Annotated in this window: 21 protein-coding genes; 15 read left to right on the forward strand and 6 right to left on the reverse strand. The window is 37.3% G+C overall.

Translation table 11 applies throughout. The features are described from left to right. Nucleotides 1-18: 18 nt before the first annotated feature. The 4 genes from G7B20_RS09225 to G7B20_RS09240 all read right to left on the reverse strand — a co-directional run bounded on the left by G7B20_RS09225 (nt 19) and on the right by G7B20_RS09240 (nt 2,971). Nucleotides 19-465: a DoxX family protein gene (locus tag G7B20_RS09225; protein WP_164110523.1), complete on the reverse strand. Its 447-nt coding sequence runs from the start codon at nt 463-465 to the stop codon at nt 19-21. A 90-nt stretch (nt 466-555) separates the two neighbouring features. Then, complete coding sequence (locus G7B20_RS09230) at nt 556-1,509, reverse strand: polysaccharide deacetylase family protein (RefSeq protein WP_240452745.1); 954 nt, start codon at nt 1,507-1,509, stop codon at nt 556-558. Between the two features lie 182 nt (nt 1,510-1,691). Beyond that, nucleotides 1,692-2,186, reverse strand: a complete 495-nt coding sequence (locus tag G7B20_RS09235) for a hypothetical protein (RefSeq protein WP_164110524.1) — start codon at nt 2,184-2,186, stop codon at nt 1,692-1,694. A 101-nt stretch (nt 2,187-2,287) separates the two neighbouring features. Further along, nucleotides 2,288-2,971 carry a hypothetical protein gene (locus G7B20_RS09240; protein WP_164110527.1) on the reverse strand — a complete coding sequence of 228 codons (684 nt, stop codon included), beginning with the start codon at nt 2,969-2,971 and terminating at the stop codon, nt 2,288-2,290. A gap of 113 nt (nt 2,972-3,084) precedes the next feature. Here G7B20_RS09240 and ychF point away from each other — a divergent pair, with 113 nt between their 5' ends. The 6 genes from ychF to G7B20_RS09270 all read left to right on the forward strand — a co-directional run bounded on the left by ychF (nt 3,085) and on the right by G7B20_RS09270 (nt 9,378). After that, nucleotides 3,085-4,185, forward strand: coding sequence for a redox-regulated ATPase YchF (ychF, locus tag G7B20_RS09245; protein ID WP_164110600.1), 1,101 nt, complete (start codon nt 3,085-3,087; stop codon nt 4,183-4,185). A gap of 160 nt (nt 4,186-4,345) precedes the next feature. Then, on the forward strand, nt 4,346-4,903 hold the full coding sequence (locus tag G7B20_RS09250; RefSeq protein ID WP_164110529.1) for an NADPH-dependent FMN reductase: 558 nt from the start codon (nt 4,346-4,348) through the stop codon (nt 4,901-4,903). A gap of 69 nt (nt 4,904-4,972) precedes the next feature. Then, nucleotides 4,973-5,551, forward strand: a complete 579-nt coding sequence (locus G7B20_RS09255) for a DJ-1/PfpI family protein (RefSeq protein WP_164110531.1) — start codon at nt 4,973-4,975, stop codon at nt 5,549-5,551. Between the two features lie 211 nt (nt 5,552-5,762). Further along, the gene (locus G7B20_RS09260) at nt 5,763-6,137 is read left to right on the forward strand and encodes a hypothetical protein (RefSeq protein ID WP_164110533.1); all 375 of its coding nucleotides are present in this window, start codon (nt 5,763-5,765) and stop codon (nt 6,135-6,137) included. Between the two features lie 80 nt (nt 6,138-6,217). Then, nucleotides 6,218-8,284, forward strand: a complete 2,067-nt coding sequence (gene ppk1 / locus G7B20_RS09265; RefSeq protein ID WP_164110535.1) for a polyphosphate kinase 1 — start codon at nt 6,218-6,220, stop codon at nt 8,282-8,284. Between the two features lie 32 nt (nt 8,285-8,316). Beyond that, the gene (locus G7B20_RS09270) at nt 8,317-9,378 is read left to right on the forward strand and encodes a PA0069 family radical SAM protein (RefSeq protein WP_164110537.1); all 1,062 of its coding nucleotides are present in this window, start codon (nt 8,317-8,319) and stop codon (nt 9,376-9,378) included. A gap of 10 nt (nt 9,379-9,388) precedes the next feature. Here G7B20_RS09270 and G7B20_RS09275 read toward each other — a convergent pair whose 3' ends face one another. After that, the gene (locus G7B20_RS09275; protein ID WP_164110539.1) at nt 9,389-10,741 is read right to left on the reverse strand and encodes an NfeD family protein; all 1,353 of its coding nucleotides are present in this window, start codon (nt 10,739-10,741) and stop codon (nt 9,389-9,391) included. A 19-nt stretch (nt 10,742-10,760) separates the two neighbouring features. Between G7B20_RS09275 and G7B20_RS09280 the strand changes: the two genes are divergently transcribed. The 3 genes from G7B20_RS09280 (at nt 10,761) to G7B20_RS09290 (ending at nt 13,193) form a co-directional block, all read left to right on the forward strand. Beyond that, complete coding sequence (locus G7B20_RS09280) at nt 10,761-11,513, forward strand: hypothetical protein (protein ID WP_164110541.1); 753 nt, start codon at nt 10,761-10,763, stop codon at nt 11,511-11,513. A 9-nt stretch (nt 11,514-11,522) separates the two neighbouring features. Beyond that, on the forward strand, nt 11,523-12,455 hold the full coding sequence (locus G7B20_RS09285) for a LysM peptidoglycan-binding domain-containing protein (protein ID WP_164110543.1): 933 nt from the start codon (nt 11,523-11,525) through the stop codon (nt 12,453-12,455). A 102-nt stretch (nt 12,456-12,557) separates the two neighbouring features. After that, complete coding sequence (locus G7B20_RS09290; protein ID WP_164110546.1) at nt 12,558-13,193, forward strand: uridine kinase; 636 nt, start codon at nt 12,558-12,560, stop codon at nt 13,191-13,193. Nucleotides 13,194-13,390: 197 nt separating this feature from the next. Here the strand turns inward: G7B20_RS09290 and G7B20_RS09295 are convergent, their stop codons facing one another. Beyond that, nucleotides 13,391-14,614: an MFS transporter gene (locus G7B20_RS09295; RefSeq protein ID WP_164110548.1), complete on the reverse strand. Its 1,224-nt coding sequence runs from the start codon at nt 14,612-14,614 to the stop codon at nt 13,391-13,393. 144 nt (nt 14,615-14,758) lie between these two features. Here G7B20_RS09295 and G7B20_RS09300 point away from each other — a divergent pair, with 144 nt between their 5' ends. From G7B20_RS09300 to G7B20_RS09325, 6 genes are all read left to right on the forward strand, one after another. Then, nucleotides 14,759-15,268 carry a DUF4442 domain-containing protein gene (locus G7B20_RS09300; RefSeq protein WP_164110551.1) on the forward strand — a complete coding sequence of 170 codons (510 nt, stop codon included), beginning with the start codon at nt 14,759-14,761 and terminating at the stop codon, nt 15,266-15,268. A 12-nt stretch (nt 15,269-15,280) separates the two neighbouring features. Further along, nucleotides 15,281-15,709, forward strand: a complete 429-nt coding sequence (locus tag G7B20_RS09305) for a transposase (protein WP_164110553.1) — start codon at nt 15,281-15,283, stop codon at nt 15,707-15,709. Between the two features lie 8 nt (nt 15,710-15,717). Continuing rightward, nucleotides 15,718-16,329: an SCO family protein gene (locus G7B20_RS09310; protein ID WP_164110555.1), complete on the forward strand. Its 612-nt coding sequence runs from the start codon at nt 15,718-15,720 to the stop codon at nt 16,327-16,329. Between the two features lies 1 nt (nt 16,330). Continuing rightward, the gene (locus tag G7B20_RS09315) at nt 16,331-16,759 is read left to right on the forward strand and encodes a c-type cytochrome (protein WP_240452747.1); all 429 of its coding nucleotides are present in this window, start codon (nt 16,331-16,333) and stop codon (nt 16,757-16,759) included. A 310-nt stretch (nt 16,760-17,069) separates the two neighbouring features. Further along, nucleotides 17,070-17,666 (forward strand): TetR/AcrR family transcriptional regulator, encoded by a 597-nt coding sequence (locus G7B20_RS09320; protein WP_164110556.1) that lies wholly within the window; start codon nt 17,070-17,072, stop codon nt 17,664-17,666. Further along, the gene (locus tag G7B20_RS09325; RefSeq protein ID WP_205600199.1) at nt 17,656-18,984 is read left to right on the forward strand and encodes a TolC family protein; all 1,329 of its coding nucleotides are present in this window, start codon (nt 17,656-17,658) and stop codon (nt 18,982-18,984) included. The genes G7B20_RS09320 and G7B20_RS09325 overlap by 11 nt, the downstream gene beginning before the upstream one ends. Nucleotides 18,985-19,011 lie beyond the last annotated feature (27 nt).

Consider the following 19,011-nt stretch of genomic DNA (forward strand, 5'->3'; position numbering starts at 1 on the left):
AGGAGAGCTTTTTCCATTTTATATAGACCGACGATACCCCGGTTTATCCATCATATGATCGAGCGAAAACTTCCCTGATCCAGCCACCAAAAAAACAGCTAATAGAATCATTACAAGGATAGACAACCATAACTCTGAATTCAGAAAACTGAAACCACGAGTGATATTGACAAAAAACACCGCCCCGATCACTACCGGAATTATCAATAAAGTGGCTAATCGGGTTTGAAACCCAAAGATAACGAATAATCCTCCGACCAAATGAGTGAACACAACATAGTGCACCGCTCCCCAAATGGATAGCTGAAAATTAGTTTGTTCGATCAATCGTCTTACAGCTTCCTGATCGTTTACAAAACTTATTCCTTTGGCAAGAATAATAATCCCTAATGCGATTCTGAAATAGTCTAACCATTGTGGATGATGACGATCTCCCCAATGCTCTATTCGGTGAATTAGGTTCATAATGACCTCCTTTCTAAAATTGGTATACTATATATAACGTAATTTTAGAAAAAAAGTTGCATTCCCTGATTTATTTTGGGAAAAATATTACTAGTACTTGATAGGGTAATCCGCTATAAACTCAAACTTGTAGTTCTCTTTTTTAAGACGATCAATCAATTCAGCTAATAAATATTGCCCCTTCTTAGTCTGAAACATGTCGTCGTGCATTAATAACACGACATTATTGGGTGTCATTGAACTTTTATTGTTCATAAAATTACGTATCCTTCCATAAACCGTTTCCAATGCCTGTACCGGTACACCAGTCAGGCTGTTGATCCGCCACTCAACATCCCAACCATAAATCTTATACCCATTCGCAAACAACATATCCGCAGTACTAGCGCCACTCTGCAAATCAATCTTACGAACATCATCATATATCCAGATGTTGCGCCCTGGAAGACGAACTACTTTATGTTTTAAATTCAGATCATTCTCATTTTTGACAAAATCTTCAAAAGCAGTCTGAGGTGTGCTATAAAAATGACTGAATCTGTTGTAGGCATGGGTATAACTATGGTTATAACAAGAAACCAAAGGATTATTCTCGTATTTTGCTAAATCACGTTTACGACCTTTGCTCATATTAGCGTGTCTACCGACCAAAAAAGCGTTAACCTTAACATTCTTCGCTGTAGCAAGAGAATCAATAGCCGCACTTCCTACCAAAGGTCCGTCATCAAAAGTTAAAAACACGTGCTTAGGCATCTTATCAAATTCACGTCGCAATGAATCTTTAAGCATTCTTTTTTGCGTTTTGATATCGATAGGCTTTAGCGTATCCACTACAAACCGAATCTGATTTTTCTGTAGCGAATCCCATTTATCTAAAAGTAAAGGTTTTTTAACGGAGATAATTTCCTCCTGCTCGATGGTTTCTATCGAGTCCCTATTTACAGATCCTAAAGCAGCTGATGATAAATTTTGACAAGAAATGATCCAAACACTTAGGAGAGCAGCTCCAACCAGAAAAGCAAACCCTCTACCTATCTTCCTCATGAATATAGCAATTAACGATTACCCTAAATATTCCACAAAATTAGAACAAATATCTTAATACAAAGTATAATTTTTTGTTTTTAATGGATGTTTTAAAAAAAAGAAAAAAAGCCTCTAAATACTTTGATTTAGAGGCTTTAATAACACTTAACTACAATTAAACTATTTCCAGCACCAAGATGTTAATCATCATGTTTTTTTCGTCCGTGCTTCCTAGAATCCTTATCGTATTTCCTGTGTGATTTTTTGTAATATTTATCATCTCTACGACCACCATATCGATCATGATAATGATCCCGATGTGAGTCTCTCAATATCACCTGTGAGTGGTTATGTGCGTATCGTCCGTAGCTGCTACGATGACGACTGTGATAACGCCACGGTGAAGATTCATTCAATACTACTTTGTAGGTCCGGTACACGTCATAATGTCTATACCTAGTTGGCAACTTCGATTTCGTAACCCACCGGTTACCATGATAATACGTATATCTTCGATTACTTACATCATAATAAACATCCATTTCGGGCAAATAATAATAACGAACGTAGTCGTATCCTACCGGCCCCCACAATGGCTGACTGCCAATGTTAATACTTACACTTACCTGTGCATTGCTGGTCTGAAAAAAACTCAATCCAACAAATAATAACGATAGGTAAAAATATCTTTTCATAACATCCTCCTTGTTCTTCTTTTTTTACTTGTAACTAGGACGCACAGGTAGGACAAAAGGATTAACGGACGAACTGTTAAAAGATGTAAAATTAATACCCTTTAAAAAGCAAACCCCACTTGTAGTCCGATATGGTAAAGATCTCGTTTCGTCTCTGAACGGAACGATCCACTATTGATAACATTGGTTCTAACAATTGTAGTAGGCTGAAACTCAAAGTAAGGCCCAGCAGAAATATTCATACCATTACGAAAACGAATATTGGCACCAAGCTGCCCATTGGCAATAAAACCAGATTTCATTTTGGAAGTATAATTATCCCGTTGACCAGAATCACTATCATATAACTCAATATCGCTGCTGTTTACGGCAAAAGAGTAGCCTGTTGAAACGGAAACAAAGGGGCTCACTTTTTTATCGATGAAACGCGCGTTGAAGTTTACAAAAAGGGGGATTGCGAAATAATTCGAAATCGTATTTGAGGTATAACCTAATACGTTTGTATTTATATCATGATCGCTTGAAGTCTCATCCAAAGCGACCAGGTGGCGTACGCCTACCCCAGGTCCTACCGAGATAAATTGATTAAGCTTGAAACTCGCGACATAATCAAATTTTAGGCTTAAGTAATCGTCTTCAAAGGCGTCGAACCAATCATTGGAACTCCTTTGCTCTGAGTCGCCAATAACATAATTCATCCCAAAACTGAATTTGTGATCTAGTCTCTTTTGTGCAGAGACTGCAAGGCTTAATGAAAGCCCGAGTAGAATTAAAAAAAATCTCATACGAAGTAATAATTTGTGTTCCAAAAATAAGCAAAGAAAGCAAATTGTAATACATATTTTCTTACACTAATTTTTCTATCTTTGTGCAAATTTTAATTATTTCAGCAAGACTCATGGCTTTACAATGTGGTATAGTAGGCCTACCGAACGTAGGTAAATCAACATTATTCAATTGTTTGTCCAATGCGAAAGCACAAGCGGCAAACTTCCCTTTTTGTACAATCGAACCCAATGTAGGTGTCATTACGGTACCAGATGCCCGCCTTACAAAATTGGCAGAACTTGTAAATCCACAAAAGATTGTACCAAATACGATTGAAATTGTTGATATCGCAGGTTTAGTAAAAGGCGCTTCAAAAGGTGAAGGATTAGGAAATCAGTTCTTAGGAAACATTCGCACGACTAATGCGATCATACATGTATTACGTTGTTTTGATGATGGCAATGTAATCCACGTGGATGGTTCTGTAGATCCTATCCGTGATAAAGAAATCATCGATACAGAACTTCAGTTAAAAGATCTCGACACCGTTGTTAAACGCATACAAAAAGTCGAAAAGATGGCTAAAACCGGAGGTGATAAAGATGCCAAAAAAACTTTTGAGATTTTATCTATTGTAAAAGAGCATTTAGAGGCTGGTAAATCTGCACGTACCGCTGCTATCAGTGAAGAGGATTTCGAGTATATAGCAGATCTTACTTTGCTTACAGTGAAGCCTGTCCTGTATGTATGTAATGTAGACGAAGCGTCTGTAAATACAGGTAACGCTTATGTAGAACGTGTTAGAGATGCTGTGAAAGAAGAAAAAGCCGAAGTACTGGTAATCTCTGCACAGATCGAATCAGAAATAGCACAACTAGAGAGTTATGAAGAAAGACAATTGTTTTTAGATGATCTAGGTCTTGAGGAATCGGGTGTCAACAAGTTGATCCGCGCAGCGTATTCACTACTGAATTTAGCGACTTATTTTACAGCCGGTGTTCAAGAAGTGAGAGCATGGACCATTGAAAAAGGCTACACTGCCCCTCAAGCTGCTGGCGTTATCCATACCGATTTTGAAAAAGGATTCATTCGCGCAGAGGTAACGAAGTACGAGGACTTTATTCATTACGGATCAGAAGCTGCTGTAAAAGAAGCCGGAAAATTATCCGTCGAAGGAAAGACCTATATTGTAGAAGATGGTGATATCATGCACTTCCGTTTTAACGTATAATATATAGACAATAGAAAAAAAACAAAAAGAGAGCTGCCTGATCTGGTAGTTCTCTTTTTTTATGATCATATCCATCTTTCGCCGTCTTTGTATAAAATTATTCTTAAATTGTAGTCATTAAACTTACGTGGATCTATCCATGCAAATAAACTATTTTTAAATGAACATACTAGTTTTTGGGGGGAGCAATAGTTCGGATTCCATCAATAAGAAATTTGCCACATCAGTAAGCAAATACTACAAAGAAAAAGAAGACATTGTTGAAATAATTGATTTAAATGATTTTGAAATGCCGCTTTTTTCAAAAGACAAAGAAAAAGAGATTGGTCTTCCTGAGGCTGCAACACGGTTTGCAGATAAGATAGATCAAGCTGATCTATTGATTATCTCACTAGCTGAAAATAATGGCAATTATAATGTAGGTTACAAGAACCTTATAGACTGGACTTCCCGAATCAAAGGACGAAAGATATATAATGGCAAGCCTGTTTTTCTCTTAGCCACCAGCCAAGGGACACGTGGCGGAAAATCTGTTCTTGATATCGCGACAGCAAGAATGCCGTTTGATGGTGCGGAAGTCCTGGAAACATTTTCCTTACCCGAATTCAACGTAAATTTTGAAGAAGATAAAGGTGTTATAACTGCACTGCTACGCAGTCAGTTGGAAGCTAAGGTGAGGAAAACCAAACGAATGATGCTCGAAAGACTATCCAAATAACAATAAAAACCTTACCTCATCTTAATTGTTTTTAGATAGTAATAAAACACATTAAAAATTCTAAATGATATGGCAAAAAAAGTATTATTATTAGTAGGAGATTACGTTGAAGATTATGAAGCAATGGTTCCGTATCAAGCGATGGGTGCCATAGGTATCGAAGTTGATGCGATCGCTCCTGACCGAAAAAAAGGAGATACAGTACCTACGGCTGTACACGATTTTACCGGAGATCAGACTTACAAAGAGCTGAGAGGACACAATTTTACGATCAACAAAAATTTTGACCAAGTCAATCCCGACGAATATGATGGTCTATATATTGCCGGCGGTCGCTCTGCAGAATATATCCGGTTAAACAAGCGTGTCATTGAGATCGTACAGCACTTTTTTGAAAAAAATAAACCTGTAGCTGCAATATGTCACGGTATACAGGTTTTGACGACAGCTAAGGTATTGAAGGACCGTACGCTAACCGCTTATGTTGCTGTAGGTCCCGACATCGAATTGGCAGGGGGTAATTGGAAAAACATCCCAGCAGATCAATCCGTAATAGACGGTAATCTAGTGACCTCGCCGGCATGGCCCGGTCATCAAGCAATCTTACGTGATTTCTACAAACTATTGGGTATCACAATTAATTTATAGTCCTCATAGGCTCTATCGGACAGATAGAAACGAACCGAGCCGTCAACTGATGGAGCACAAAAGAATTAATTATTATATATCAAATATCCATGTCGCAGTTCTGCACAAACACGAATGACCGCGAAGCAACATGCACACTCTTTCGTTATAAAAGCGTGCATAATATATTTTGGATCCGTTAGCTGGCGGATCATGAAAGAATTATTTACATATGAAAAAAAACAAAAGGGTATGGTTTATTGCCATACCTATTATTCTTATTTTAGGTTATTTAATCTGGGACTCTTTCAGTCAAACGTCTATCAAAGATATCCCTGGTAATTTTGAAGAGGTAGCCTTCGTTCGTAACGAGCAAAATAAAGGTGGCATAGTACGCATTTATGCGGTTACGGTGGGCGACATACCAAATGCAAATTACGATGCTTGCGCAGACTTATTTCCAACCAATGATTATAATAGCGTAACTCGTATTTTTTTCTTTGACAAGCAAGCACCTTACCCCACCGAACTACAGGTAGATGCCCCCTATTATGATACGTCCAGATTTAACGCGATCAACATTGTAAAACGGTACGGCTCAAAGTAAGATTTGAGACTATTTAATATTTAGTTAACATTAAAATAACAGCTAAAACATAGCTTTGATTCTAAATCGATAATTAATATATGGCACGCAAATTTATTCCAAGGGATATTAGTTGGTTGAGTTTTAATGGACGGGTTTTGCAAGAGGCAGCCGACAAAACAGTACCTCTTATTTCAAGGATTAAATTTCTCGGCATCTTTTCTAACAATCTCGATGAGTTTTTTCGCGTACGGGTAGCTGGTCTAAAACGAGCGCTGGCAGTAGACGAGAAAGAAGCTAAGAATATATTTTTTGAAAAACCTCAACTCATTCTTAATGAACTAAATGCCCTTGTTATAAAACAACAGAAAAAATTTGATAGCACCTGGCAAGAGGTTCAAAAAGAAATGGAAAAACAACGCGTCTATATCAAGACAAGTTCGAATCTTACAGAGGCACAGCAAAAATTTGTTAAACAATATTATATTGATGAAATAGAATCAAGCGTCATTCCCCTATTATTGGACGACCATAGGCCTATGCCTTATCTAAGAGACAAATCTCTCTACTTAGGCATAGCCATGAAAAAAGCAGACTGGCAATATGAAACAAAATTTGCGCTCATAGAAATCCCAACAGCTCAGCATGATCGCTTTGTATTACTACCCTGTCCTGACAAAGAAGTGCACGTTATTTTATTGGAAGATGTTATTAAACACAACTTACCGCATATATTCTCTTTTTTTGGTTTCGACGGATTTACGGCAAATGCCTTTAAAATAACCAGAGATGCTGAATTTGATCTGGACAACGATATTAATACTAGCTTTGCCGACAAAATTGCCAAAGCTGTAAAAAGCCGAAGAAAAGGAAAACCTACACGATTTGTATTTGATCAAGAAATGGATAGCAATCTTGTAGAATTTCTAATCAAAAAATTAAATATATCGAAAAAGGACAGTATCATTCCTGGTCAAAAAATCCATAATTTCAAGGATTTTATGAACTTTCCAGCTATCTTCAGAAAAGATCATGAGCCTAAAGAAAGATCGTCCTTTTTACATCCAGACCTAGTAGATCAAACTCGTATCACCGATGTGATTACGAAGAAAGATGTATTACTTTCTTTTCCTTATCATACGTTTGAACATATCATAGACCTATTACGAGAGGCTGCTATGGATCCCGACGTACTATCCATCCAAATCACAGCTTATCGGTTAGCATCTAACTCTAAAGTCGCCAATGCACTAGTTAACGCCGTGCGTAACGGAAAAGTTGTCACGGTCATGCTCGAACTGCGTGCACGATTTGATGAAGAACACAATTTGGAATGGAAGGAACGTTTTGAAATGGAGGGCGTAAAAGTCTTACTTGGAATTCCGAATAAAAAAATACATGCTAAAGTATGTATCATCAAAAAAAGAGTCCATGGAAAAACGATTCAATGTGGTTTTGTGAGTACCGGCAATATAAATGAAAAAACAGCCAAACTGTATGGTGATTATTGCCTCCTGACAAGCAATCGAGCGATCATGGCGGATATCAATAAAATTTTTAACGCCTTGCGGCGTCCAAAACAAGATCTTGCACAGACTTTAAAAATGGGCAAAGGTTTATTAGTATGTCCCACAGATATGCGTAATACCTTGATGCATTATTTTGATAACGAAATTTTAGAAGCTAAGGCGGGTAGAAAAGCACACGTCATCGTGAAAATTAACTCACTCAGCGACAAATTGCTCATAAAAAAAATATACGAAGCCGCCGAGGCTGGCGTAAAAATTGAAATGATAGTACGAAGCATCTATTGTGCTGTCAATCAAGACTCTTTTAAGCAACCTATTCGCGCGATAAGCATTGTAGATGAATACCTTGAACATGCACGTGCTTTCTATTTTTATCACGGAGGTAAGGAGTACACCTATATTTCTTCGGCCGATTGGATGACTCGGAATTTGGACCATCGTCTTGAAGCCGCGGTTAGAATCAATGATAAAAAGATAAAAACAGAGATTTTGGACATGTTGAAAATTCAGCTTAAAGGCAATGTAAAAGCTCGTCTACTAAACAATAACCTGGACAATGCCTACGTCAGGGATAATAAAGCCGAGTTTCGGTCTCAAATAGAATTATACAAATATCTAATAGCTAAAACAATGCACTAGATTACTATTATTTTTAGTAATTTTACTTTCTAATGGAAGGTAAAAAAACAATAAAAGGAAGGGGTGCTCAAATCAATCCGCACAACAAGTATAGGACGCAACAATATGACCAATACTTTAGCGAAGGGATAGACATGTACGAAGAGGAAAACAACCGCACCTCTTTCATTCCTTCTCAAGCGAAAACACTCGTACATAAAGTCGATAGTCCGGATGTAGGCATGAGCTATTCAGCAAACCCCTACCAAGGTTGCGAGCACGGTTGTATCTATTGCTACGCACGTAATTCGCATCAATATTGGGATATGAGTGCAGGACTTGACTTTGAAAAGAAAATCATCATAAAAGAAAACGCACCTATACTTTTTAAAGAATTCATAAGTAAAAAAGGATGGGATTTCCAACCGATACACCTTTCGGGCAATACAGATTGTTATCAACCTATAGAACGTATACAAAAACTAACTAGACAGATCCTCCAAATCGCGCGAGACCATGGACAACCGATAAGTATTATCACTAAAAACAGCTTAATATTAAGAGATGTTGATATCTTACAGGAACTGGCCAAAGAAAACTTATTGAAAGTATACGTATCGATCACATCGCTATCGGAAGAAATCAGAAAGAAATTGGAACCTAGAACGGTCACAGCCAATCAAAGACTAAAAATAGTCGAAGAATTAAGTAGACTAGGGATTGCAACCGGTGTCAACATAGCGCCGATAATCCCCGGACTAACAGATCACGAGATTCCAGCCATTTTAAAGCGTTCGGCCCAAAGTGGCGCCCTTTGGGCCAACTACATTATCGTACGTCTTAACGGACAGATAGGTAACATATTTCACGATTGGTTAACAGCGAATTATCCAGAAAGATACAATAAAATTTGGCATGCTATTCAAAGCTGTCATCAAGGCAATGTCAACAATAGCAACTTTGGACTGCGCATGAAAGGTACTGGCGAGGTCGCCGAAATAATAAAAGCCGCCTTCCAATTGCACTGTAGAAAGAACCAACTAAACACCACTAAATTTTCCTTTGCTCAGAGAGTCGACAATCTAAATTATGGACAGCAATTACGTCTCTTTTAGTCCATAAAACTTAAACAGGCTTATCGGCTGTTTTTCGTACAAATAGATTATAGTTTTCATGTTTTTCAACATAGACCTGTTCGCCTGCATCAATAAATCCATCCAGCGCAACAGCATCATACCATACCCCATCTACTTCTATTTTTCCTGCAGGACGGAGTACAGTTCGTGCTACTCCTTCTTTATTTAGCAAGTTAATCTTAGGTACAGAAGAGGTATAACCACTATCTGCACGCTGCTCGTCCTCCAACACTAAACGCTTAAATGCCGATGAATTGAGAAGATTTTTCCCAAATATCACCATTAAAATTATGGAGAAAACCATCGCTCCAATAACAATCAAAAAAGAATTCATCAATAAACCGGGTTGAGAAACTTTAAAATCAAAATAATCATTAGCTAACATCGAAAAAGCCAACCCACATAACACAAAAATAATCCCTACAACACCTGCTACACCAAATCCAGGGATCACAAATACCTCCAATGCCAAAAGCAGAACCCCCAATACAAAAATAGCTATCTCCCAATGGTCAGCCAATCCCTGCAAATACAAAGGGGCAAAGAACAAAGTTGCTGAAATTAATGCTAAAACTAAAGCAAAACCAATACCCGGAGTCTGTAGTTCGAAGTAAATCCCCCCAATAATACCCATTATTAATAAACCGCTAACCATGGGATGAACTAAAAAAGCAATAATAATGTCAACCCACGTTTTTTCATAAGCTTTAACACTCGGTGCCTGGATATCTAAATTGCTGTAAATCTCTTCAATCCGTTTCACTTCTGCGTTCGCCAGTTTGGCCTTTACAGCCTCCGAAGCGGTAAACGTCAATATCTTTCCGTCTTCTTTAAGAGTTGGGATAGAAATCGTAGGATCAACGAAAGCTTCAGCCATTCTTGGATCACGTCCTTTGGCTTCTGCTGTAGCCCGCATAAGTCCTCGCATATAAGATTGGTATTTTTCGGGCATAATCTCACCACTCTGATTGACCACGCTCGCCGCGCCCAACGATGCTCCGGAATGCATAAAAATATAGTCGGATGCGAGCGCTATCAACGTGCCTGCGGACGCCGCATTATTATTTACATATACAATTGTCTTTATGTCAGAATTAAGCAATAAACTACGGATAGAGTCCGCATAATTTACAGCTCCCCCAAATGTATTCATCTCAATCAAAAAGTAATCAGCCTGCTCAGCCAGCGCCTGTTGATAAGATTTCTTTATTATGCGCCAAGCATTCGCCCCGACATCTTCTTTAAGATCAGTCTTGAATACATCTTGTCCATTTGTCACAGTACTGATTGCAAACACAAAAAATAGCAACAACAGAATGGATTTTGTAAATTTGTATAGCATAATTCTATCTTTTTAAAGTATGAATAAATATACAATAATTAAAGCATTTCAAAAACACTTCCCTTTTCCAATATGGAAAATAGAAGTGGACTGCTCGAATAATTGTCTAGCAATTGAATACAGGAATCCAACGGATACACTCCCTACATTTGCCGTAATTAGCTTTGAAGGAGAAACACTTCTCGAACATTACACCTCTACAGAAAAAGAATGGACACTGGAAGCTATACAGGATGAGTTTTTAATTTTTAAACGTTTCGGTTCTTCTTCTCCCCTACAAGCTGGAATACAAGTGTTACATATCCCTAGTCAATCTGTTATTTTTACACATCACGAATACGTGTTAAAAGATGTTTATAAAGATAGACTTAGGGTCGTACATCGATCTATTCCCTCAGGTCTTGAATTTTTCGTAGAAATAGCCACAGGGATTGTCTCAAATATCCTAGAACAAAAATTCACATTCCCTGATAAAAACATTGCTTACCCAATCCCCTATCAGGGCAATCTCCCTTATTTCATTAAGGATCTTTACTTTGAAGATCAAATATGGCTGCAGCCCTATAAGGATTTTTTCATATGGTCGTATCACAAAAAGAAGGGACAATACTTCGACTTACATCTCTGCCTATCGACTAAAAATGAGATACTCGATCGTAAAATAGTGTTAAGTGGTCTAGACAAATTAATCCCTCAGCCCTATTTTCAAGTCAAAGGATATATTTTCTTTTTATCAAATACTAAACAAGAAATTGCAGCGTATTTAGTATAATTGCAAACTATGAAGCATAATAAAACTATTAAATCGTATCATAAAATATCGTTTTTATTAGCTCTAGGACTAGGATTAAGCACGTTGGCACCCGTTCAAGCCAAAAATAGGTTGACTATACCGTCTACCGTTGCTCCTGATTCTATTGGAAACGAAATCGTAAATGGTCAACGCTATGTTGTCCATAAATTAACTCCTCAAGAGACATATTATCAACTAAGTAGGACTTATGGTGTATCTGTAAACGACATCATGAATGCCAACAACAAGAAAAACCTGCGTAATGGTGATACTGTAAAAATACCAAGAGGTAAAGCGGTAAATGAAACACAGGCGATAAAGAATGAAAACGTTCCACAAGAAAAAGACAATGTTCTGATCGATCCCCGGGATATGACAGAATATAAAGTCAGTAAAAGTGAAACACTTTACGCTATTTCAAGACGTTTTGGTATTTCGGTAGATGACATCAAAAAGGTAAATGGCTTAAAATCGGAGAATCTTCGTGAAGGTCAGTTGTTAAAAGTGCCGAATCACAGCCTGCCCAAACCCGAACCAAAAATCGTAGTTCCTGTTGTACAAGAACTACCTCAAGATATACAGGAACATCAACCGATCGACGAGTCCCAGTTTAAGCCCAACAAGTACGGTATCCGGGAAAAAAAAGAACGTGGTGTAGCAGTATGGATGGATAGTCTGCAAGGTGACGGACAGACTAGCTTGGCCTTACACAAAAGCGCTCCGATAGGAACTATATTAAAAATTACAAATCCTATGAATCGAAGTGTTACCTTTGCAAAAGTTGTGGGCAAATTTGGTGATAACGAAGATACACAAGACGCAATCGTAGTTTTATCCAAATCTGTTGCCACTTCAATCGGCGTGCTAGACCGTAAATTTCAAGTCGAAATTACATATGGTATTCCTTTGGAACAAGAGTAATATTTAGAATAAAGTTATAATGGTGACAAAGGTTATGTAGTTATAGAAGGCACCTTCATAACTCACATCACTTAATATAACTTCCATAACTTTAAAATATAAATGGACAAACCTTACGTGATAGGTATTGCTGGAAGTAGCGGTTCGGGAAAAACTTTCTTTTTAAAAAGTTTTTTGGATCATTTCCAGCTAGACCAAATTACATTGATTTCGCAGGATGACTATTATATTCCTGCGAATACCAAAACACAAGAAGAAAATAGACTTTACAATTTTGATGTCCCTACATCAATTGATAGAGAAGCATTTTTCAAAGATATTAAGGATCTCTTTGAAGGCAAAGTAATACACAAAGAAGAGTATACATTCAATAATCCGAACATAGCTCCGAAAATGTTGGAAATAAAACCTGCTCCGATCTTAATTGTAGAAGGGTTATTTATTTTTCATTATGAAGAGATCAATGATTTATTGAACTATCGTATATTTCTAGACGCCGACGAAGATGTGGCCTTAAAACGCCGATTGAAACGGGATCTTCTGGAACGTGGTTATGATCATGATGATGTCATGTATAAATGGATTAATCATGTCGTCCCTTCATACAACATCTATCTGCTCCCTTATAGAGAGAGCTGTGACAGAGTCATCGTAAATAATTCGGACGATCCTGAATTGATCAATCAGGCTACAAACGTTATTTCCGAAGATCTTAAAGAAAAATTACAATTAGCTTAATTTAAAATAAGTCTAAATAACTATCTTTGCATCATGGATAAGCAAAGTATGGTATTTCAAGAGCAACAAGAGTTTGAAATTCAACAATCGCCAAAAGGCTTAAATCCCTTTGGCGATTTTTCATGTTGTATACTGAAAAAGTGTTGTAAAAAGTATAAAAGAGGAAAGCGTTGTAAAAAATGTCCTGACCGCTAGTATTACTCTTCGTAGTAATTTAAATCTTTATCAAAGCTTTCTTCAAGTTGCGTTAAGGCATAAATGGCAATTGCTGTCAGTAATACCAAAGTAATTATTGCTGCCACTATTATCCCCCACATGCCGACAAGATAGCCATATAATAAAGTTGAAGGTATGAGAGCCCCCCTCACAAAATTTGGAGCAGTGGTAGCGACTGTAGCTCTCAGGTTTGTCCCAAACTGTTCTGCCGCAATAGTTATAAACGTAGCCCAATACCCTACCCCGATACCCATAAAAAATGCAAGGAACATAAATTGCTTCTCCTCGATCCCTTCGCTGTTCAAATACCAAAGAGACGAAACCAAAATCAATATTTGGCATAAAAAAACTACCTTCTTTCTGGATTTAAACCACTGCGACAACAATCCAGCCATAAAGTCTCCACATGAGATACCTAGATAAGTAAACATCACGCCTTTTCCCGCACTCAATGTATTAGGGGCTCCCAATGCAGCTCCTATCTCAGGAGCCTGCGTGACTAAGACCCCAACCACAAACCAAATAGGTAGGCCGATACACAGGCAGTATAGGTAGCGCTTGATTCGATCGGAACTAGAAAACAACAATCGAATACTTCCTTTTCTCACATGATTGCTTTCGGCAGATTGTACAAAAAGCCCCGACTCAAATGTTCCCACACGCATCAACAATAATAATATTCCCATTCCGCCTCCTACAAAATAGGCCGTACGCCAGTCAAACCATTCAGAAACGAAATACGCAAGAATAGCTCCCAATACCCCTACACCCGCCACGAGCATCGTGCCGTACCCTCTTTTACTGCGATGCATTGATTCGCTTACCAATGTAATGCCCGCTCCTAACTCACCCGCTAACCCTACTCCTGCAATAAACCGAACAACTCCATAGGTGGTCACGTCTTGGACAAAACCATTGTATATATTAGCGAGAGAATACAGTAAAATAGATCCAAACAATACCTTAATCCGACCATACTTATCTGCTATTACTCCCCATATCAATCCCCCCAACAACAAACCTCCCATTTGCATATTCAACACAAACTCACCTTTCACCCGCATCAATTCTTCTGGAATACCAATATCCTGAAAGGAACGTACACGTACAATAGAAAAAATAATCAAATCATAGATGTCTACAAAATAGCCTAATGAGGCCACCATAATCAACAACCACGTATTCTTGGTACGAATAGGATCCATAAGGGGTTAATCTAAAAATAAGGAAAACTGTTTTTAAGTCACAAAACGGTTAAATTTCATGTAATTTACTACAGAAAATCATTTTATACAACATATTGCTACTATTTAGCTTTTTAAAGCCTTATAAATTGTACTTTTGTTAATATGAAGTTAAATCCTTCTTCACTTAAATGGTTGCTCCGTTTTTATCCACCTTTCTTTTTTCAAAGGATATGGATAAAACAAGTCCACAAGGGCTTTAAGGGAATTGATGTCAAAATCTACAAAAGCTCTTTGAATATTAACTCCAACAAAACCGTATTTGGTGGAACCATTTTCTCTGCACTGGACCCAGTACACTCGATCCTTTTGGATCAAATCTTTCAAGCAAATGGATTAAAAAGAACTGTTGCTTGGTTAAAATCTGCCCGCATAGAATATCTCAAACCAGGACGAACGGACCTAAGTTACTCACTATACCTAGAAGAGGAAGATATAGCTGAGGCTTTTGATGAGATTAAAAGACGAGGCAAAGTGATAAAAACATTCTCTACAGCCGTATTTGATAAAAATGGTGTAAAATGTGCTATATGCCATAACGAAATTTACATTAGGAATCTGGACTTTACTTTTGAAAGAAAGTCTGTAACTGCATCTCTTGAAAAAGACTTATAAAAAACGAATCGTATGAAAAAAACTTTCTATCTATTATCAGCAAGTGTAATTTTAATCGGAGCTTGCCAACAACAAGCCACAAAAGAAGCTGTAAAACATCAACAGCTTTCGGAAGAAGCAATAACAATCCACGATGAAATCATGCCGCAAATTGCACACTTTGACAAAACTACCGTTAAAATAGATTCTATTTTAGGAAATTTAGGGCAAATTCTGAAAAAGGATGCAAAGGCCGATACAGCACTTATTAAGACAGATCTCATCACATTGAAAAGCAATTTAGAAGCTGCTACAGACAATATGATGACATGGATGAAAGAGTACATGCCAGATAGTACGGATGTAGCTTATCAACAAGCCGAAATTGAAAAAATAAGAGCCATGAAAAAACAATTTGAAGATGTCTCTCTAGAAAGCAACAAAAAATTGGGTAAACTTTAATTTGAAATATGATTAGAACTTTATTTTTCGCGACAACCTGTGTATTGACGCTTGGAGCATGTCAATCTACATCAAAACCCCTCCCTATTATAGGCGAACGCGAAGTAGTTCAGGGAGACACTATCTACCCTACGATTCCGAGTTTTCAATTTTTGAATCAGGATAGCGTAATGTTGTCTGATAAATTCTTTGACAACAAAATCTACGTTGCTAATTTCTTTTTCACACATTGTCCCAGCATTTGCCCGACAATGCAAAGAAATCTTTTAAAGGCTTATCAAAAGTATAAAAAAGATGATAGAGTAGCCTTCCTTTCTCATAGCATCGATTTTAAATATGATCAACCTTATGTGCTGAAATCTTATGCCACAAAACTAGGTGTAGACAATGATCAATGGCAATTTGTTACAGGATCGAAAGCGGATATTTACGGTCTTTCAGATAAGTATCTGGTATACACCAAAGAAGATGCATCTGTGCCTGGAGGATACGATCATTCAGGCTACTTAGTACTTATCGATCACGACAAAAGAATTCGTGGTGCTTATGATGGTACGAACGAAGAAGAAGTTCAAAAGTTATTAACCGACATGGACATACTCCTTCAAGAGTACAAGTAATATGCGCATATTTAAAATATTCGTTATCATAGGTATGACGGTAGTGAGCTTGGCTTACCTAGCGTCATGCCATTCTAATCTTAACATAAAAACTGCTCAATATGCCGTCAATGGACAAAAACTGTATATAGCAAATTGTCAAAACTGTCACGGCGCAAATGGTGAGGGGCTTGGTAAATTATATCCACCATTGACCGATGCCTCTTTTTTCGAGAAAAACCGAGAGCAATTGAGCTGCATTATCCGTAATGGTATGCAAGGAGAAATTACAGTAAATGGTGAAAAATTCAACGAAAAGATGCCGGCTAACCCCCATTTGACAGAATTGGACATCGCTTATATTCTAACCTATATCACGACCACTTTCGCTAAACAAGATTCCATTTATTCTCACGAAGAGGTACAACGTGCCTTAAAAAATTGTAAATAAAGATTTCTTTCGAATGCAGGTTTGAATCCCTTTGATTTTATCTATACCGGATTATGCCGTAATACAAAAAAAAGGTTTTCAAACGGGGAGAATGAAAACCTTTACTAACCAATTATAAACCTAAATTATGATACTACAAAGATAAGTGTATATCTAACACTTGTCAACACCTTTCTTGATACTTAACAATTTCTTAACACATAGACGTTCAATCAACATTTCCCAGAATAGCTTACACTCTTAAGAAGGCCCATTTTATAACAAAATTTTGACTTTTTTATTGGTTCTCAATCATTACATTTGCAACCGAATGAACGTTCAATTTACAGATAAAATAGAGTGTATCTTTAGACATACACTAGCACTCATCAAAGAAAACGGGTTCCACGGAACACCTATGAGTATGATTGCCAAACACTCAGACGTAGCTATCGGTACGATCTACCACTACTTTCCTTCTAAGGAAAATCTGATTGTCGAGCTCTTTTTCTATTGCAAAACGAAAATTAACACATTTATATTTAAAGATATAAATCAAGAAAGTTCTTACCGAGAGCAATTTGCCTTTGTATTGCAACGATTCTGTGCTTTTCAGATTGAAAACACCGATATTTTCAGTTTCCTAGAGCAGTTTTACAACTCCCCTTTCAATGAACTTGCACATAATAAGCAAGCAACAGGTCCCTATGAAGAAAACAATGTTATGGATTTTCTGTTGAAAGGTATGGAGATCAATCAAATAAGGAAAATAGATGTACATATCATAGCAGCAGCTTATATAGGGGCCGCTGTCACATTCTCAAAGTCAGTAATTTATGGAAAACTTCAATTTAATCAACAACATTTAGATGAATTAATAGAAATTATTTGGAACGGTGTAAAACAAAACAATGAATATGAATTATAATTTTAGAAAAATAATATCCCTTACTTTTCTTACTATTTTTGGGTGTAGTGCCTCTCTTGCACAACAGTCAACACTTAGTGGTAATGCAACATTAGACGATTTAATTAATTACGCGCTGCGTAATAAAATTGAAATTAAACAGGCACAAATTGATAAGGAAATCGGGGAGCGAGAAATTGCTTCAGCTTTATCAGGTTGGTTTCCGCAAATAAGTGCAAATGGAAGTATAAGTCATGCTATGCAGTTGCCCACAACGAACTTTAACGGTTCAAACATCACACTGGGACAACGCAACAATAGTGCATTGACTTTTCAGGCAGACCAAGCATTGATCAGTCCTCAATTGTTTCAGGCATCGAAAGCATCCAAGTATGTGCGCCAACAGAACAACCTTAATGAAGAATCTACAAAGATAAATACCGTCGTAGATGTTAGTAAAGCGTACTACGACATACTAACTAGTGAAGAGCAGATCAAGATAATTAACGAGAATATCTTACGATTAGAACGTCAATTTACAGAAGCTAATGCACGTTATGAGGTAGGACTTGTTGACAAAACAGACTTCAAAAGGGCTCAGATTTCCTTAAATAATGCTAAGGCAGATTTAAAGACTGCTTCGGAAAATAGAAAATACAAGTACGATTATATGAAATTATTACTTGCAATTCCTACAGCACAACCTATCTCTTTGTCCTTTGCAAATCAGAGCTTGGAAAGCAATATTCTGTTAGATACAACAGAATTATTACAAATAGCAAACCGGGTTGAGTATAAGCAAATCGAAAACATAAAAGCAATCCAGCAATTAAATACCCAATATCAAAAATGGAATTTCTTGCCTAAAGTGAGTGCCTATGCCAACTACGCAATGAATTATAGAAATGATAGCTTTTCAAATCTATACAAAGATAACTTTCCAGGATCAAATGTTGGTTTAACCCTATCTGTCCCTATTTTTACAGGAACAAAGAGAATCCAAGAGATAAAAAAATCGGAGCTACAGGAAGAACGGATTGCATTAGATCTCCAAAATCTAGAGAACCAGATCAGTACAGAGTACTCTGCTGCTATGGCAAACTACAGAGCCAATATGAATGAATGGCGCAATGGGAAAGATAATATGGAGCTTTCAGAAGAAGTATATAATACCATTAAACTGCAGTACGATGCCGGTGTAAAGACGTACTTGGAATTAATGACTGCGGAGACTGATTTGAAAACCTCGCAATTGAACTATCTGAACTCGCTTTATGCTGTCTTGTCGAGCAAACTGGACATACAGAAAGCCTTAGGCACAGTAGAAATTAACAAATAATACAACCTCACTAACAAAGAAAATATA

Origin of the sequence: Sphingobacterium sp. xlx-96 (genome assembly GCF_011007365.1) — a bacterium.
Classification (GTDB): domain Bacteria; phylum Bacteroidota; class Bacteroidia; order Sphingobacteriales; family Sphingobacteriaceae; genus Sphingobacterium; species Sphingobacterium luzhongxinii.

What these genes read in the sequence shown, in the direction of transcription:
- G7B20_RS09225 (WP_164110523.1), bottom strand. Translation starts at nt 465, where the DNA reads ATGAACCTAATTCACCGAATAGAGCATTGGGGAGATCGTCATCATCCA.
- ychF (WP_164110600.1), top strand. Translation starts at nt 3,085, where the DNA reads ATGGCTTTACAATGTGGTATAGTAGGCCTACCGAACGTAGGTAAATCA.
- G7B20_RS09315 (WP_240452747.1), top strand. Translation starts at nt 16,331, where the DNA reads ATGCGCATATTTAAAATATTCGTTATCATAGGTATGACGGTAGTGAGC.
- G7B20_RS09285 (WP_164110543.1), top strand. Translation starts at nt 11,523, where the DNA reads ATGAAGCATAATAAAACTATTAAATCGTATCATAAAATATCGTTTTTA.
- G7B20_RS09230 (WP_240452745.1), bottom strand. Translation starts at nt 1,509, where the DNA reads ATGAGGAAGATAGGTAGAGGGTTTGCTTTTCTGGTTGGAGCTGCTCTC.
- G7B20_RS09275 (WP_164110539.1), bottom strand. Translation starts at nt 10,741, where the DNA reads ATGCTATACAAATTTACAAAATCCATTCTGTTGTTGCTATTTTTTGTG.
- G7B20_RS09235 (WP_164110524.1), bottom strand. Translation starts at nt 2,186, where the DNA reads ATGAAAAGATATTTTTACCTATCGTTATTATTTGTTGGATTGAGTTTT.
- ppk1 (WP_164110535.1), top strand. Translation starts at nt 6,218, where the DNA reads ATGGCACGCAAATTTATTCCAAGGGATATTAGTTGGTTGAGTTTTAAT.
- G7B20_RS09280 (WP_164110541.1), top strand. Translation starts at nt 10,761, where the DNA reads ATGAATAAATATACAATAATTAAAGCATTTCAAAAACACTTCCCTTTT.
- G7B20_RS09310 (WP_164110555.1), top strand. Translation starts at nt 15,718, where the DNA reads ATGATTAGAACTTTATTTTTCGCGACAACCTGTGTATTGACGCTTGGA.
- G7B20_RS09255 (WP_164110531.1), top strand. Translation starts at nt 4,973, where the DNA reads ATGGCAAAAAAAGTATTATTATTAGTAGGAGATTACGTTGAAGATTAT.
- G7B20_RS09290 (WP_164110546.1), top strand. Translation starts at nt 12,558, where the DNA reads ATGGACAAACCTTACGTGATAGGTATTGCTGGAAGTAGCGGTTCGGGA.
- G7B20_RS09260 (WP_164110533.1), top strand. Translation starts at nt 5,763, where the DNA reads ATGAAAAAAAACAAAAGGGTATGGTTTATTGCCATACCTATTATTCTT.
- G7B20_RS09320 (WP_164110556.1), top strand. Translation starts at nt 17,070, where the DNA reads ATGAACGTTCAATTTACAGATAAAATAGAGTGTATCTTTAGACATACA.
- G7B20_RS09250 (WP_164110529.1), top strand. Translation starts at nt 4,346, where the DNA reads ATGAACATACTAGTTTTTGGGGGGAGCAATAGTTCGGATTCCATCAAT.
- G7B20_RS09240 (WP_164110527.1), bottom strand. Translation starts at nt 2,971, where the DNA reads ATGAGATTTTTTTTAATTCTACTCGGGCTTTCATTAAGCCTTGCAGTC.
- G7B20_RS09295 (WP_164110548.1), bottom strand. Translation starts at nt 14,614, where the DNA reads ATGGATCCTATTCGTACCAAGAATACGTGGTTGTTGATTATGGTGGCC.
- G7B20_RS09270 (WP_164110537.1), top strand. Translation starts at nt 8,317, where the DNA reads ATGGAAGGTAAAAAAACAATAAAAGGAAGGGGTGCTCAAATCAATCCG.
- G7B20_RS09325 (WP_205600199.1), top strand. Translation starts at nt 17,656, where the DNA reads ATGAATTATAATTTTAGAAAAATAATATCCCTTACTTTTCTTACTATT.
- G7B20_RS09305 (WP_164110553.1), top strand. Translation starts at nt 15,281, where the DNA reads ATGAAAAAAACTTTCTATCTATTATCAGCAAGTGTAATTTTAATCGGA.
- G7B20_RS09300 (WP_164110551.1), top strand. Translation starts at nt 14,759, where the DNA reads ATGAAGTTAAATCCTTCTTCACTTAAATGGTTGCTCCGTTTTTATCCA.